We start from the raw sequence: 15,206 nt of genomic DNA on the forward strand, positions 1-15,206 counted from the left end.
TTCACACCCTTTAGTAAAGTGTTAGGAAGGCTCATATTTTGCTAACATTTTCATTTATGTGTCTATTATAACTTGCCCCGCAGGGTTCGTCTAATTACTTTTTATGTCGAATGTATGCACGAACGTGCGGCATCGTCAGGTCTAGAGCTTGTTCTAGGTGGTGCAGTTCAGAATGGCCGGCTTGTCCGTTCCTAAGCGCTTGCTCAAGCGCCGTGGCCGCATGTTGCAGCATGTCTGCTCCCAAATGTCCGGACGCGCCGCTAAGCGAATGGGCGAGCCTGATCGCCGGTTCGAGGTTCGGATCGGCGGTTAGGGATTGCAGTTGCTGCGCGACATTCGAATATTGATCGTCGAATTTCTCCAACAACTGAACGTATAGCTGTCGTTTGCCGGATAATCGGTTCAGCGCGACCGCGGTTTGCAAGTACGGCGTATCCTGGGCGGCTACAGCCGCCTTGGCAAGGTTAGACCCGGTGGCGACGCCTTTTTGAAGATAGCGGGATAGAGCCGAGATCAGCGCGGGCGGGTTGATCGGTTTCGTAACGATATCGTTCATCCCCGAGGTCAGACACTTCTGATGCTGCTCATCGGTTACGTCCGCGGTAAGCGCGATGATCGGCAACTGCTCCGGGCTATACAGCTTGCGAAGCCGGAACGTCGTCTCGATTCCGTCCATATCGGGCATGTGCAAATCCATGAGAACCGCATGCGGCAATTGTTCGGCTATCGCGTGAATAGCCGATTCGCCGCTGCTCGCGAGAAGAACGTCGAAGCCGTGCTGCTCGAGCAGTTGCTGCGCGACCAGACGATTGAGCTCTTGATCGTCAACGACAAGAACACGGTGTACTCCCGCCTTGGATTGTTCGTGCGATTCCGGTTGACCCGACTCGGCGGAGGAGGCTGCTTCTTTCCTTGATTCCGCGTCCGCGGCGACGACTTGCAGCATGCGACGGACTTGCAGCGTCGATACGGGTTTCGTAAGGACGGCTTCCGGTTTCAGATCGTCCGCTACGTATTGAAGCGCATCTCTTCCGAGCAGCGACGTAGAAGAGACGACTTTGATGCCGTGGGCACGCAGCGTTCCAACCCACGCCGCCCACGTTTCTTCGCCATGCATATCTCCGGCTTCCATATCGATAATCGCGATGTCCCATCGCGATTGCGCGAGCAGTTCCAGAACTTCTTCAAAGCAACTGGCGATCGAACATTCGCAGCCCATGGATTCGAGCATCAGACGCCAGTGGTGTCCGACGATCGGCTGGTCCTCCAATACGAGAACACGACTGTTGAAGCTTTCATCCGAACGGGTGTGCGGCGTCGATTCGGGCAACTCGAATCGCAAGCTGAACGCGAACGTGCTCCCGACATCATGAGTGCTTACCACTTGAATATTCCCGCCCATTCTGTCGACCAAGGAATGGGAGATGACGAGACCGAGTCCGGTTCCGCCGTATTTGCGGCTCGTCTTGTCGTCGGCTTGCACGAACGGCGTGAACAGCTTGCTTAGCTGGGCCCGCGTCATACCGATGCCCGTATCGCTGACGGAGAACGATAGCGTCGCCTGATTGTCGGTCATTTCCGTGAGTTTGATTTGCATCTCGATCAAGCCTTCGTTCGTGAACTTGATCGCGTTGCTCCCTAAGTTCAAGAGCACTTGCTCGAGGCGCGTCGGATCTCCGATCAGTTCGTCCGGGATTCTTGGATCCACCTGGATCATAAAGTCGACGGGCTTCGGGCCAAGCAGCACCGAGAACATGCCGCCAAGCCGCACGATCGACTCATCCAGGCGAAAAGGAACGTGCTCCAATGATAATTTATCGGCTTCAAGCTTCGAGAAATCAAGTACAGCGTTCAAAATATGCAACAGATTGTGCGATGAATCGGTTATCTGTCTCAGATAATCTTGCTGGATCGCCGTCAAATCCGATTTTTGCAGGAGATAGGTAAGCCCGATTATACCGTTGAGCGGCGTCCGTATTTCATGACTCATCCGCGCGAGGAACGAGCTTTTCGCTTCGTTCGCCTCGTCGGCGGCTTCTTTGGCTTGCAGGAGCTGGCGTTCGATCGTCTTCCGGTCGGTAATATCGCGCACGATCGTCGAGTAGAACGTCTCGCCTCCGTCGTCCGAACGATGGGGAACGACGATCATGGATACGGTCTGAAGCTCTCCGCTCGCGTGCACGAATTCGGTTTCGCTTTGCCAGTAGCCTTTGCGTTCCGCCATTTGAAGCCCGTCGGCGAACTGGAGGGCGTTCGATATCGTCAAGTAGTTCTTGAGCTGATTGTTCGAATCGTTAAGCTCGTCGATGCCGAGGAACTCAAGACCGGCTTGATTCACGTAGAACATGCGCCCGTGGAGATCGAACGTGCTGATCATATCGTGCGCGCTCTCCATAATCTCGAACAATCGCGTGTTCGTCGCGGCCGTCTGTTTGAGCTCGCTAATATCTCGAACAAGAAGTACATAGCCTTTGATCGAGCCGTCAGGATGGCGCATGACGCTCGGAATGCTCGATACGAGAATTTTGCCGCCGTTCTTCGCGTGCAGGATCCATTCGGAATCCGCTTGGAGTCCGTTCAAAGTAGGGAAGAAAATAACCGATTCGTCCGCTTCCATCGTCGAACTCATCTGTTCCGAATACTTTTTGGCACGCGTCTGGACTTGAATCGGGTCGTACCAATTAAGAAGCATGCGCTTGCCGATAACCTCGGATTCCGAATAGTCTAGCATCTCTTGGGCGCGCGTATTGAAGGCGGTCACGCGGAAGGCGGCGTCCGTAACGATCATCGCGTATTTATAGTGCTTGATGAACGTCTGGAAAGGCTCGAACAAATACCGAAGCTTCTCGGTCATCGAATTCACGGAGTCGGCGAGCAGGCCGAGCTCGTCCTTGCTCCGCGTCGGAATCGACGGCGTGTAGAAGTCGCCTGACGCGACTTGCTGGGTAGCGGCCGCGATGAGCTTCAATCGGCTCAATATGATTCTGCTCGTAAATAAATACAGGAACACGCCGAGAACGATTTCCGCCGCTCCGATGTAGGTCATGTTATTCCATAGGACGGCTCTCAGCGGCGCTTCGAACTCTGTTTTGGAGACGGTGAAGACGGCGTACCAATCGTGGCCGGGCACTTTCACGTAGAACATTTTAAGCACACGTCCGAACAAATACACGTCGCCTTTCCCTTGTTCGGTCATCCTGATTTGTTCCGCGAAAAAGGAGGTCGACGGTTCGTCCCGAATGTAGTTTCGTTTGAGAATGAGGTCGGGACTAGAAGAGTAATGCAGCAAGTCCATATCTCGATCGATGAGCGTAATGGAGCTGTCATCGTAGTCGTCGGATTTCACGGAGAGAATGGGATGGAACAACGAGAACGAATCGACAGCGAGCGCGGCCACGTCCGTGATTTGCCATTCCGGATTGCCCTGATCGTATAACGGGACGAACAGCCATACGATGGGTTTGCCGTCGGCGTCGAGCACGGGGTCCGAAATGCTGCTTATTCCGAGCAAGGCTTCTTGAAACGCGGGAAATTGACCGACCAGCATATAACGTCCATCCGTTAACGCTAATGCTCCGGTGCGTTCGGCTATGCCGTAATATTCGTATCGAAAGCCGAACTTCTCGATGTTGTTCTTCAGCGAGTTAAGCTTCACTTGCCGCGTGCCGGTGCGGAACTCCTCGGAGTCCGTCAATACTTCGGCTTCATGAAGGCGCAAGGAGAGCATCGTATTCAAATTCGCGACCGTGTTGCGCAAGTCGACCATGCTCTGATTCTCGAGCTGGGCGTTCATGCGCTTGTTGGAAATTTCGTAACTGATAATGCTCATCGCAACGAACGATAGACCGTTCGCGATGATCAGGAAGACAATAATTTTGAAGCGAAGCGAGCGGAACATGTGCGCAACGCACCCCCAACGGACATCTATGAGTTATTTTCATATGAATCTCACAACTAATATAGAAAGTTCCTAACACTTTCTCCTTATCCTAACATGAGACAAAGTCGGACAATAGTATCGGGAATAGAAAAAAGCGATTCGGAGGAACGCCATGTTGACGAATATGCACCATTGGGAAGTCGCAAGCCTTGCGGACAAAGAGTCGGGACTCGCGGTAAGCAAGTTCGGGGATCGGTACGGGCTGACGGCACGGGAGACCGAGCTGCTTCGCGCGCTCGTCTTGTTCGGACTCCGGAACGAGGAAATGGGAGCGATGTTCCACATTGCCCAGAAGACGGTCAAAAACCACATGGCCTGCATGATGGGAAAGACGAGAACGCGCTCTTCGCGGGAGCTTCAAGCGCTGTTTCTGCGTTATATCCTCAATCGGCAGACCATGAATTAATTCGTTATTGTCATCGCGCGGTCGGTTGTGCGAGAACGGGGAGATGGACGGTGAATACGGCGCCTCCGCCCGCGCGATTGCCGGCGAATACGGTGCCTTCGTGCATTTCGACGATTTTACGGACGATCGACAGGCCAAGTCCGCTGCCGTTGCTTTCGCCCGTACGGTTGCGCGATTGATCCGCTTTATAGAACCGTTCGAACAGATGAGGAAGATGCTCTTCGGGAATCCCCCTTCCGTTATCGGCGACTTCGATGCGGTATCCGCCTTCCGTAGCGGTGACGTCAATCGAGATCGTTCCGCCGACGGGAGTGAACTTAATGCTATTATTCAACAAATTGATCCACACTTGGTCCAGCAATTCTTCGTCGGCCGTAATCGGCAATGACGGGAAATCGATGTCGATCTCGATGTTCTTCTCCCGCCATAACGGCTCCCAGGCTAGCACGATTCGGCGTATTTGCCGATCGAGACGATAAGAGCCAGGCTCGAACGGATGATGCTTCGATTCCAGCGAAGTCAGCTTCAGGAGATTGTCGCTGAGGCGCGATAACCGGACGCTTTCGAGCTCGATAATGTCCAGATAGTGCTTGCGCGTATCCGGCGGCAGTTGTTCGTTCTGCAAGGCGCGAGCGAACCCGCTGATCGATGTAAGAGGCGATTGGAATTCGTGCGAGACGTTCGAGATGAATTCCTGCCGCATTTGTTCCATCTCTCTAAGCGCGGCAACCATTTGATTGAAGTTTTGGACGATGACGCCCATCTGTCCGGTATACCGGACATCGAAATCCAGCGTCACGTCGAAATCGCCTTTGGACATACGGCGCATCGCGCCCATCCAGGCGACGAACATGCTGATCTGCGACCGACCGGGGTCGAAGAACAGACGAACGATCATGACGATGATTCCGAAGACGATCATCATCAACAGGACGGCGAACAAGTGGCGGCCCATCGTATCGTAATAATCGGGGAACCATTGTTCGTAGATGAGGTTTACGAGCCAGTCGGACAGCAAGTAATCGATCAGCAACGTTCCGTAAAAGCTAGAGAGTCCGATGAGTATCCAACTTTTGGGCGCAGGGGGCAACTTGAACTTCACGTCCTGGTTGATGACGCCGCCATGCTTCCGTAAAAGTTCCTCGTAATAGGCCGAGTGCTCCGCATTCATTCGCTCGTGGCTGCGAATGTGCGCCTCCTGGAGGCGGCGGAGCGGCTTGAACCCCGATGGTTTTCCATGCAGCCTCATTCAATTCGCCTCCAGTCGATAGCCGAGTCCGCGAATCGTCGTAATCCGAAATCCGCTTTCTTCCTCCTCGAATCTTTCCCTTAACCGTTTAATGTGAACGTCTACCGTCCGATCGTCGCCTTCGTAATCGTAACCCCAGATTTGCTCGATGAGCTGCTCCCGCGAGAACGTTTTGCCTGGATAGCTCGCCATCTTGAATAGCACCTCGAACTCTTTAAGCGGCAGCGTAAGATGAATGTCGCCGAGCTTCACCTGGAACGTCGCCCGATCGAGTTGGACTCGTCCGACCGTTACCTGTTGCGAAACCGATATTTTGTACCGCTTCAGCAGCGCTTTCACCCGAACGACCAATTCGACGGGTTCGAACGGCTTCACCAAATAATCGTCGGTTCCGAGCGCGAAGCCTTTGACCTTCTGGGTCGTCTCGCCCATGGCGGTCAGCATGAGCATCGGCATATCGTATAGCTCACGCAGCTCGCGGCAAAGCTCGAAGCCGTCCATCCGCGGCATCATAATGTCAAGCACGACAAGGTCCGCCGGAGACTTCTCCAGCTTCGCGAGCGCATCGAGGCCGTCCGTCGCCTCCGTCACCGTGAAACCTTCTTGTTTAAGGAACACGCCGACAAGCTCGCGAATATGCGGATCGTCGTCGACGACGAGAATCGTAGTCATTCGGCTCAACTCCTAATGGCGCGAAATCGCATTTCGCTTCCGGGTATATCCATTATAATAACGCATCGTTATGAACGGAATATGAACGATCCGGCGAGCCATGTTACAATAGGGCAAACGGTTATGATCAGCATTTAACGGAGGAACGCAACGATGACCGAACGATGGAGCAACGACAGACTAAACGGACAGATCGCCTTTATCGCCGAGATCGATAAGCTGAAGAACGTCCTGAGAAAAACGTTCATTCTAGACCGCAGCCGCTTCGAGAATACGGCGGAGCACAGCTGGCAAGCTTCGGTGATGGCGATGCTGCTGTACGAACATGCGAACGAGCCGGGGTTGGACCTGAATCGGATCATCCGCATGCTTCTGCTTCACGATCTCGTGGAGATCGACGCCGGAGATACGTTCGCCTATGATACGCATGGCTATGAAGATAAAGCGGAGCGGGAGCAGGCAGCCGCTGACCGGTTGTTCGGCATGCTGCCGGACGACCAGAAGGGCGAATGGATGAAGCTTTGGCGCGAGTTCGAAGACGGCGAGACGATGGAAGCGAAATACGCCGCCGCGATCGACCGGCTGCACCCGGTCATTAACAACTATTATACGGGCGGCTACAGTTGGCTGAAGAACGGTATCGTCCGGTCTCAAGTGCTCAAGCGGCTTGCGGTCGTCGAGTCCGTATCGGATACGCTTTGGCGATTCACGCAAGACATTGTGCAGCGTTCCGTCGAGCAGGGCATTCTGCTTGAGGATCCGATCGAGGTGAGGTAAGATGCCGCATCTATACGGCGAGAGAATCAAGCTTCGGGAATTCCGCAAGGAAGACTTGCCTTGGATTCGTCTTTGGGTCAACAATCCGGAGATCGTGAATCACTTGTCCGACATCTTCCTGTATCCGCATACGCAGCAGTCGACGGAGGATTTCCTCGATTCGATGCTCGAGGGCAAGCCGGACGGCCGCGGCTTCGTCATCTGCGAACACGGGTCCGAGCAATATATCGGATCGATCAGCTTGGACGCGATCGATTGGAAGAATCGCGTCGGAACGATCGGAATCGTCATCGGATTCCCCGAATATTTAGGGCATGGCATCGGAACGGAGGCGCTCAAGCTGCTTGTCGCGTTCGCTTTCCGGGAGCTGAACCTCAATCGGCTTGAGCTTCAAGTCTACGACTTTAACGTACGGGCCATTCGAAGCTATCGGAAATGCGGATTCCAAGAGGAAGGACGGCTCCGCCAGCGATTGTATAAGAACGGTCGATATATCGATGTCGTTCAGATGGGGTTGCTGCGTTCGGAATGGGAGACAAGCGATGAGCAAACAACGACTGCGGAGTAGTCATTCGGCATCGGCACTCTTCGATGACGTGCTGGAGCAATATTGGCCGGACGGCGAATGGATCGTCGCCGAAGGAAAGTCCGGTTGGAACAATACGACGCGATACGTTCAAGCGGAAGGACGCAGGTGGGTGCTGCGGATTTACGAGACGCACCGCGATGCGTCCAAAGTCGCATTCGAGCATGCGTTGCTGCGCGAGCTTAAGGAGATGGCGCTGCCCTTCGACGTGCCATGCCCGATTTTGGCTCGGAGCGGTTCGACTTATGTCGTCACGCGAGACGGCACGGAGCGGCTAGCCTGCGTGTTCCCTTACTTGGAAGGGGAGCGTCCTCCGGAGAAGGATACGCAGGTTGCCGCCGCGATCGGAACGGCAGCCGCGCATCTCGGCATGGCTCTCGCGGAAGTACATCGCGTCGCCCGCCCGCAATATCCGCCGTATTACGAGCTGGATCAAGCCCATCCGTTATGTACGCCCGATAGCGTCGCCGCGTTCTGCTCCGCGCCGCCCGAGGCGTTCGCGGCGGAAGCGGGACGGCTCGGGATAATCGGACAGGCCCTTGGCGAGATAAGGGGGCCTCTTCAGCGGCTGCGCGGATTGCCGCACCAGCTTATCCATGGCGACATTAACCATAGCAATCTGCTAGGCGGGCAGAACATTACCGCCGTGCTCGATTTCGAGTTCGTCACATGGGATTTGCGCGTGATGGAGTTGGCGGTCGTCATTGCGGGATTGTTATCCGAGTCGGAGGGGCTATCGGACTCGGAGGACCTCTCGCTAATCGAGGCGATGTTGAGAGGGTTCGGCGAGAAGCGGCGATTAAGCCGAGAAGAGGCGGAAGCGATCCCGGTTCTCGTCCGCCTGCGCAAGCTCGACGTCTTTCTGCATTTTCTCGGACGATATTGGGACGGCGTTGACGACGCCTCCGTGCTGCTCGCGCAGCTTCATTCCACGGAACGCGGCTTGCAACGGTATAAAGCCATCGAGAAGCCGATAGAGCAGATGTGCTATAATTATTTAACTACACTAATGAAGTAAGGGGATCTCGATGCGAATACGGGTGCTGGCAATGGGATTATGCATCGTCTTATTCACCGGCTGCGACTCGAACAACGACAACGAGAATACGACTTCTAAAAGCGCTGCTGCGACCGCTGTGGAATCTGCCAAGGTATCACCGGACATAGAACCGACGCTTGCCCCGACGCCTTCCGGCGCCGTTGCGAGTCCTTCCGCCGTTATCGAACCGAGTTCAACCGACTCCCCGGAACCGTTGCAACGCTACATCGATGCGATTCCCGGCGACCACTCGGACCAAGACGTCGTATTCAGCGCGGAGGAAGATCTCGATCTGGACGGAGCGAAGGAAGTCGTCCTCGGATTAGGGAGCGAAGAAGGCGACTTCGATTGGGTGAGCGACCTTTACGTTCTAAGAGAAGTCGATGGAGAAGTGACAAGCATCGGCGATAACCTCGCGGGTCAAGGGTATCATACCGGCAAGGTGAAACTCGTTCAGCTAGAGGGTAAGCCTCAGAAGTATATTTACAGCGGGGTCACGAACGATGTCGGGTTGTACGGATTCGAGCTATTCGAGATGAAGGGCGGCGTTCCGATTTCCATCGTCTATAGCGCTTCCGGGACGGGTGCCGGCGAAGACGACCTCATCGACAAAGACGGAAACGGTAAGTTCGATGGATACTCCCAAGGACGGTTCAGTTACGACGTGCTCTACTTCGATTTGCGATGGGAGTACGAGTGGCTGCCGGACCAAGACAAGTTCGAACAAGTCGATACGAGGATCGTATTGCCGGTCCTATACCCGGAATCGATAGAAGAAGTGATCTATCAGTATTTGGCGCTGCGCGTTCTGGACGACGGGTTCTCCGACGAGTTGAAGGAGCGGTTGTCCGAGCTCTGCGCGATGCCGGATCCCTATGCGGTCCAGCTGGCTGACGATCCGTGGGGGGCTGCGGTGTACGACGTGGCGATGGAGTTCGGAGAAAGCTATTCGGTCGAGGTCGATGAACGCGGCGATGCGGCGACGGCGGTCGTCACGGCTACGGGCAGCGACGACATGACGGCGCGATTGACTTTCCAACTTGAGAACCAATTCGGCGATTGGCGGATCGTATCGATCATGGATTAATCCGCATCTATTAATGAGATTAACGACTGGCCGAGTGCCCAATTTAACATGGGTTCTCGGCTTTTGTAATGCTTACAATCTATCATGTAAGCGCTGTCTAGGACGAAATGACTAGGTCCTGTTTTCGTAGAAAGTGTCTTGACATTCACTATATATTGACGTAGATTTTAGCTTAACAACTACATATCGAACGAACAGGTGATTTTCCGAGAATAAGGGAAAAGCTTAATAGGGAAGCCGGTGCAAAGCCGGCGCGGTCCCGCCACTGTATGGGAAGAGCGTCGTTCCGAAGCCACTGGATAACCTCAGGTTTAGCCGGGAAGGCGAACGACAGCCGTGAAACCCAAGCCAGGAGACCTGCCTGCTCGTATGAACATGCTCCCTACGGATGATGGGGAAGATGCACGTACCGTCTAGATGCCGGCGATTGTTGCCGCTTGCTGAGACGTGCCGGTTTCTTCTGCTTCCGGCGCGTCTTTTTTTGTCGGATCATCTTATGGATAATGTCGAATGTAGTCTGATGAAGGGAGAGAACGGAATGTTGATCGCTTATGATTCGCGGACGGGCAACGTTCGCCGTTTCGTGAAAAAGCTGGGGCTGCCCGCCGTCCAAATCGAGGCGGATCTGGAGTTGGACCAGCCGTTCATTCTCGTTACCTATACGACCGGTTTCGGTCAAGCGCCAGACAAGACGTTATCTTTCCTTAGATCAAACCATAAGCGCATGAGAGGCGTGCTCGCAAGCGGCAATCGCAACTGGGGAGAGGGCTTCGCGCGCAGCGCGGACAAAATTTCGGCGCTATATTCCGTTCCCGTGCTCGGGAAGTTCGAGCTTTCAGGTACGCAGAGGGACATTGAACATTTTCATCGGGAGGCGAGCTTAGTTGCGGCATATTGAGCTGAACAACTTACTTATGCAGCACGGATCTGACGGTTTTTTCCAAATCGATAAAGACCGCGAAGCCGTGCGCGAGCTCATGAAAGAAATAGACGCGAAGAGCGTCAAGTTCGCGACCCACACGGACAAGGTCCGTTACATGATCGGGAACGATTACTATGAGAACGTTTACGAATCGTACAGCGAGCCGTTCGTCGACAGCGTCTATCGGCTGACGCACGGCTACAAGTTCGAATTCGCTTCCTATATGGCCGCTTCGAAGTTCTATACCGATTACGCGATGCGCACGAACGATCGCAAGCAATATCTCGAGAACTACGCGGACCGCGTAGCGATCGTTGCGCTGTATCTGGGGCGCGGGGACGAGGCGACTGCGACGACGCTGGCCGCATCCATGATGGAGCAACGCCTGCAGCCGGCGACGCCGACGTTCCTGAACGCGGGCAAGAGCCGCCGCGGCGAGATGGTGTCCTGCTTCCTGCTCGAGATGGACGACTCCCTTAATTCGATCAATTACGTGCTCGGCACGTGCATGCAGCTATCCAAGATCGGCGGCGGCGTGGCGGTCAACTTGTCCAAGCTGCGCGGGCGCGGCGAGTCGATCAAAGGCGTCGAGGGCGCGGCCAAAGGCATTATGCCGGTGCTGAAGCTGATGGAGGACGCGTTCAGCTACGCGGACCAGATGGGCCAGCGCAAAGGCTCCGGCGCTGCGTACTATAATATTTTCGGCTGGGACGTCATCGAGTTCCTCGATAGCAAGAAGATCAACGCGGACGAGAAAACGCGTCTGAAGACGTTGTCGATCGGACTGATCGTACCGAACCTGTTCTATAAGCTGGCGGAAGAGAACAAGCCGCTTCACGTCTTCGCTTCGCATACCGTCTATAAAGCATACGGCATGCATCTCGACGATATGGACATCGACGAGATGTACGAGACGCTGCTGGCAGACGACCGCGTCAAGAAGAAAATCGTCATGAGCGCGCGCGACATGCTCGTTAAGATCGCGATGACGCAGCTCGAATCCGGTTATCCGTACATCATGAACAAGACGAACGCCAATAAAGTTCACGCCTTGAATAACATCGGTTCGATCCGCATGTCCAACTTGTGCACGGAGATTTTCCAGCTGCAGGAGACGTCCGAGATCGGGGATTGGGGCGAGGCGAGCACGATTCGCCGCGACATCAGCTGCAATCTGGCGTCGCTTAACATTGCGAACGTCATGGAGCTGCGCAAAATCAAAGAGTCCGTGCACGAAGGCATTACTGCGCTGACGGCCGTCAGCGACATGAGCCGCATCAACAACGCGCCCGGCGTCGTCAAGGCGAACAAGGAGCTTCATTCCGTCGGTCTCGGCGCGATGAACCTGCACGGCTACCTTGCGAAAAACAAGATCGCGTACGACAGCCCTGAGGCTATCGATTTCGCACGCACGTTTTTCATGATGGTGAATTATCATTCGATCGAGCGCAGCATGCAGATCGCCCGCGAGAAGGGCGAGACGTTCATGGGCTTCGAGAAGTCCGATTACGCGAGCGGAGAATACTTCGACCGCTATCTGGCGGAGAAATTCCATCCGGTTACCGATAAAGTCAAAGCGCTGTTCGAAGGCATCGATATTCCCGGGCCCGCAGACTGGGCGTCGCTTAAGCTGGACGTTCAGGCGCACGGCTTGTACCACGCTTACCGTCTTGCCATCGCGCCGACGCAAAGCATCTCGTACGTGCAGAACGCGACGTCGAGCGTCATGCCGATCGTCGAGCCGATCGAGACGCGCACGTATGCGAACTCGACGACGTATTATCCGATGCCGTACTTGAGCAAAGACAATTTCTTCTTCTACAAGTCGGCTTACCGCATGGACCAATTCAAAGTGATCGATTTGATCGCGGAAATCCAGTCCCACGTCGACCAAGGCATCTCTACCGTGCTGCACGTCAACAGCGATGTGACGACGCGCCAACTGGCGAGATATTATATTTATGCCGCGCGCAAAGGCCTCAAGTCGCTCTATTACACTCGGACGAAGATTCTTGCGGTCGAAGATTGCATTAGCTGCTCCGTCTAACATACGGAGCTTGAACGGGAAGGGGAAATCACGTTGGCTGCGATCAAAGCGGTGAACTGGAATAAGCAGGAAGACGATTTCACGAAGACGTTCTGGGACCAGAACATCATGCAGTTCTGGACGGACGACGAAATTCCGCTATCCGACGATAAGATGGCCTGGATGAACCTCTCCGAGGCGCAGCGGGAGCTATACATGAAAGTGCTGGGCGGATTGACGCTGCTCGATACGATTCAAGGCGGCGTAGGCATGCCCCGGATTCTCGAGCATGTCGACGGCTTACAGCGCAAAGCGGTGCTCGGCTTTATGGCGATGATGGAGCAAATCCACGCGAAGTCGTACAGCAGCATCTTCACGACGGTATCGACGACCGAGGAGATCGACGCGGTATTCCGCTGGGTCGAGAACAATCCGTATTTGCAGACGAAGGCGGAGACGATCTCGGCTTACTATAAGACGATCGACTCGAAGAAGAGCCTCTACTTGGCGATGGCCGCTTCGGTATTGCTCGAAAGCTATTTGTTCTATAGCGGGTTCTTCTATCCGCTGTACTTAGCCGGCCAAGGGAAAATGACGAGCAGCGGCGAGATCATCGACCTTATCCTTCGCGACGAGAGCATTCACGGCCTGTACGTCGGCGTATTGGCGCAGGAAGTGTACGCCGAGCTGAGCGCCGACGAGCAGGACGAAGCGTACGAGACGTTCCAGGGTCTGCTGCAGTTCCTTCACGAGAACGAAGAGAGATACGCGGAGCAGTTGTACGCCGACCTCGGTCTAGCCGAAGAGGTGAAGAAGTTCATGCGCTACAACGCGAACAAGGCGCTTATGAATCTCGGTCTCGAGCCGGCGTTCCCGGAGGAAGAGATCAACCCGATCGTCTTGAACGGCCTGAGCACGAAGACGAAGCAGCACGATTTCTTCTCGAAGAAGGGCAACGGATACATCCGCACGCTGAACGTAGAGCCGCTGACCGACGAGGATTTCGTATTCTAAGTTATTCCTTCGGATGGATCATAAGCTCTGGCCGGACGACATCGTCGAACTGCGCGGTGGAGCGTATAGCTCGAAGGATTCGTTATTCCTTCGGATGGATCATAAGCTCTGGCCGGACGACATCGTCGAACTGCGCTTCAGTCAACAAGCCGCTCTGTAGAGCGGCTTGTTTTAGCGTTAAGCCGTTCTTGTGGGCGGTCTTCGCGATCATGGCGGCATTCTCGTAGCCGATCAGCGGGTTCAGAGCGGTCACGAGCATAAGCGAACGGTCCAGATGGTCTTGGATGACCGAGGCGTTCGCTTCGATCCCGACCGCGCAGTTGTCGTTGAACGATATCATTGCATCGGAGAGCAATCGCGCCGACTGAAGGAAAGCGTGTATAATCACCGGCTTGAACACGTTCAGCTCGAAGTTTCCTTGGCTAGCGGCGAAGCCGATCGTGACATCGTTGCCGAGCACTTGAGCGACGACCATCGTTAGCGCCTCCGACTGAGTCGGATTGACTTTGCCCGGCATGATGGAGCTTCCCGGCTCGTTCGCCGGAATCGTCAGTTCGCCGATGCCGCTGCGAGGGCCGCTCGCGAGCCAGCGAACGTCGTTGGCGATCTTCATCAGGTCGGCCGCAAGCGCTTTGAACGCACCGTGTACGTAAACGATCTCGTCATGGCTCGTGAGCCCGTGGAATTTGTTCGTTGCCGTGACGAACGGATGGCAGGTCAGCGCGGCGACCGTCTCGGCGACCTTCTGGCCGAACAGCGGATGCGCGTTGATGCCCGTACCGACGGCCGTGCCGCCTACGGCGAGTTCCAGCAGGCTCTTCGAGCTTTGCGCGATCATATGCTCGCTTTTCTCCAGCATGCGCACCCAGCCGCTGATCTCTTGGCCGAGCGTAAGCGGCGTCGCGTCCTGGAGGTGCGTCCGTCCGATCTTGATAATGTCGGCGAATTGCTTGCTCTTCTCGGTTAAGGTCGCATGGAGCTTCCAAATCGCGGGCAGCACCTGCTTGACGACCGCATCGTAAGCCGCGATATGCATCGCCGTCGGGAAAGTGTCGTTCGAGCTTTGAGACTTATTGACGTCGTCGTTCGGATGGATGCGCTCGCTGCTGCCTTGCTTCGCCAGTTGCTCGTTCGCGAGGTTCGCGATGACTTCGTTCACGTTCATGTTCGTCTGCGTTCCGCTGCCGGTCTGCCATACGGCGAGCGGGAAGTGCTCGTTCATCCCGCCTGCGATGATTCGGTCGGCCGCGGCGACGATCGCTTGCGATTTCTGTTCGCTGAGCTTGCCGAGCTGCGCGTTGACGATGGCGGCGCTTTTCTTCAAGACGGCAAAGTCGGAGATGAGCGCAGGGGACATTTTCTCCGTGCCGATCTTGAAGTTCTCGAGACTTCGCTGCGTTTGCGCGCCCCAGCGCTTGTCCGCGGGGACACGTATTTCGCCTAGCGTATCTTTTTCCACACGAAATTCCATCAGAGCACCTCGTTATT

At 55.1% G+C, this 15,206-nt stretch carries 12 protein-coding genes and 1 riboswitch; of the genes, 8 read left to right on the plus strand and 4 right to left on the minus strand.

All coding sequences use genetic code 11. From position 1 onward, the window contains the following. Positions 1 to 94: 94 nt before the first annotated feature. The gene (locus COHPA_RS0101640) at positions 95 to 3,898 is read right to left on the minus strand and encodes a response regulator (RefSeq protein ID WP_027084448.1); all 3,804 of its coding nucleotides are present in this window, start codon (positions 3,896 to 3,898) and stop codon (positions 95 to 97) included. A 154-nt stretch (positions 3,899 to 4,052) separates the two neighbouring features. On the opposite strand from COHPA_RS0101640, the gene COHPA_RS0101645 reads away from it, so the two are divergent. Then, positions 4,053 to 4,346 (plus strand): LuxR C-terminal-related transcriptional regulator, encoded by a 294-nt coding sequence (locus COHPA_RS0101645; RefSeq protein ID WP_027084449.1) that lies wholly within the window; start codon positions 4,053 to 4,055, stop codon positions 4,344 to 4,346. A 10-nt stretch (positions 4,347 to 4,356) separates the two neighbouring features. On the opposite strand, the gene COHPA_RS22810 is transcribed toward COHPA_RS0101645, so the two are convergent. Next, complete coding sequence (locus tag COHPA_RS22810) at positions 4,357 to 5,595, minus strand: sensor histidine kinase (RefSeq protein WP_027084450.1); 1,239 nt, start codon at positions 5,593 to 5,595, stop codon at positions 4,357 to 4,359. Further along, positions 5,596 to 6,267: a response regulator transcription factor gene (locus COHPA_RS0101655; RefSeq protein WP_027084451.1), complete on the minus strand. Its 672-nt coding sequence runs from the start codon at positions 6,265 to 6,267 to the stop codon at positions 5,596 to 5,598. 153 nt (positions 6,268 to 6,420) lie between these two features. On the opposite strand from COHPA_RS0101655, the gene COHPA_RS0101660 reads away from it, so the two are divergent. The 7 genes from COHPA_RS0101660 to nrdF all read left to right on the plus strand — a co-directional run bounded on the left by COHPA_RS0101660 (position 6,421) and on the right by nrdF (position 13,718). Next, positions 6,421 to 7,044: an HD domain-containing protein gene (locus tag COHPA_RS0101660; protein WP_027084452.1), complete on the plus strand. Its 624-nt coding sequence runs from the start codon at positions 6,421 to 6,423 to the stop codon at positions 7,042 to 7,044. Position 7,045: 1 nt separating this feature from the next. Further along, positions 7,046 to 7,612 carry a GNAT family N-acetyltransferase gene (locus tag COHPA_RS0101665; RefSeq protein WP_027084453.1) on the plus strand — a complete coding sequence of 189 codons (567 nt, stop codon included), beginning with the start codon at positions 7,046 to 7,048 and terminating at the stop codon, positions 7,610 to 7,612. Then, positions 7,587 to 8,648 carry a phosphotransferase gene (locus COHPA_RS0101670; RefSeq protein ID WP_027084454.1) on the plus strand — a complete coding sequence of 354 codons (1,062 nt, stop codon included), beginning with the start codon at positions 7,587 to 7,589 and terminating at the stop codon, positions 8,646 to 8,648. Before COHPA_RS0101665 ends, COHPA_RS0101670 begins: the two co-directional genes overlap by 26 nt. A 10-nt stretch (positions 8,649 to 8,658) precedes the next feature. Further along, a complete protein-coding gene (locus tag COHPA_RS0101675) occupies positions 8,659 to 9,756 on the plus strand; it encodes a hypothetical protein (RefSeq protein WP_156926583.1) in 1,098 nt (365 codons plus the stop codon). Between the two features lie 179 nt (positions 9,757 to 9,935). Then, positions 9,936 to 10,135, plus strand: a riboswitch (cobalamin riboswitch). A 159-nt stretch (positions 10,136 to 10,294) separates the two neighbouring features. Then, a complete protein-coding gene (gene nrdI, locus COHPA_RS0101680) occupies positions 10,295 to 10,654 on the plus strand; it encodes a class Ib ribonucleoside-diphosphate reductase assembly flavoprotein NrdI (RefSeq protein ID WP_027084456.1) in 360 nt (119 codons plus the stop codon). Beyond that, entirely contained in the window at positions 10,641 to 12,725 is a 2,085-nt protein-coding gene (gene nrdE / locus COHPA_RS0101685; RefSeq protein ID WP_027084457.1) for a class 1b ribonucleoside-diphosphate reductase subunit alpha, read from the plus strand. The genes nrdI and nrdE overlap by 14 nt, the downstream gene beginning before the upstream one ends. A gap of 33 nt (positions 12,726 to 12,758) precedes the next feature. Further along, complete coding sequence (nrdF, locus tag COHPA_RS0101690; protein WP_027084458.1) at positions 12,759 to 13,718, plus strand: class 1b ribonucleoside-diphosphate reductase subunit beta; 960 nt, start codon at positions 12,759 to 12,761, stop codon at positions 13,716 to 13,718. 82 nt (positions 13,719 to 13,800) lie between these two features. Here nrdF and fumC read toward each other — a convergent pair whose 3' ends face one another. Continuing rightward, positions 13,801 to 15,189 carry a class II fumarate hydratase gene (gene fumC, locus COHPA_RS0101695; RefSeq protein ID WP_027084459.1) on the minus strand — a complete coding sequence of 463 codons (1,389 nt, stop codon included), beginning with the start codon at positions 15,187 to 15,189 and terminating at the stop codon, positions 13,801 to 13,803. Positions 15,190 to 15,206: the final 17 nt, after the last annotated feature.

It is taken from the genome of Cohnella panacarvi Gsoil 349 (assembly GCF_000515335.1).
Taxonomy (GTDB): Bacteria; Bacillota; Bacilli; order Paenibacillales; family Paenibacillaceae; genus Cohnella; species Cohnella panacarvi.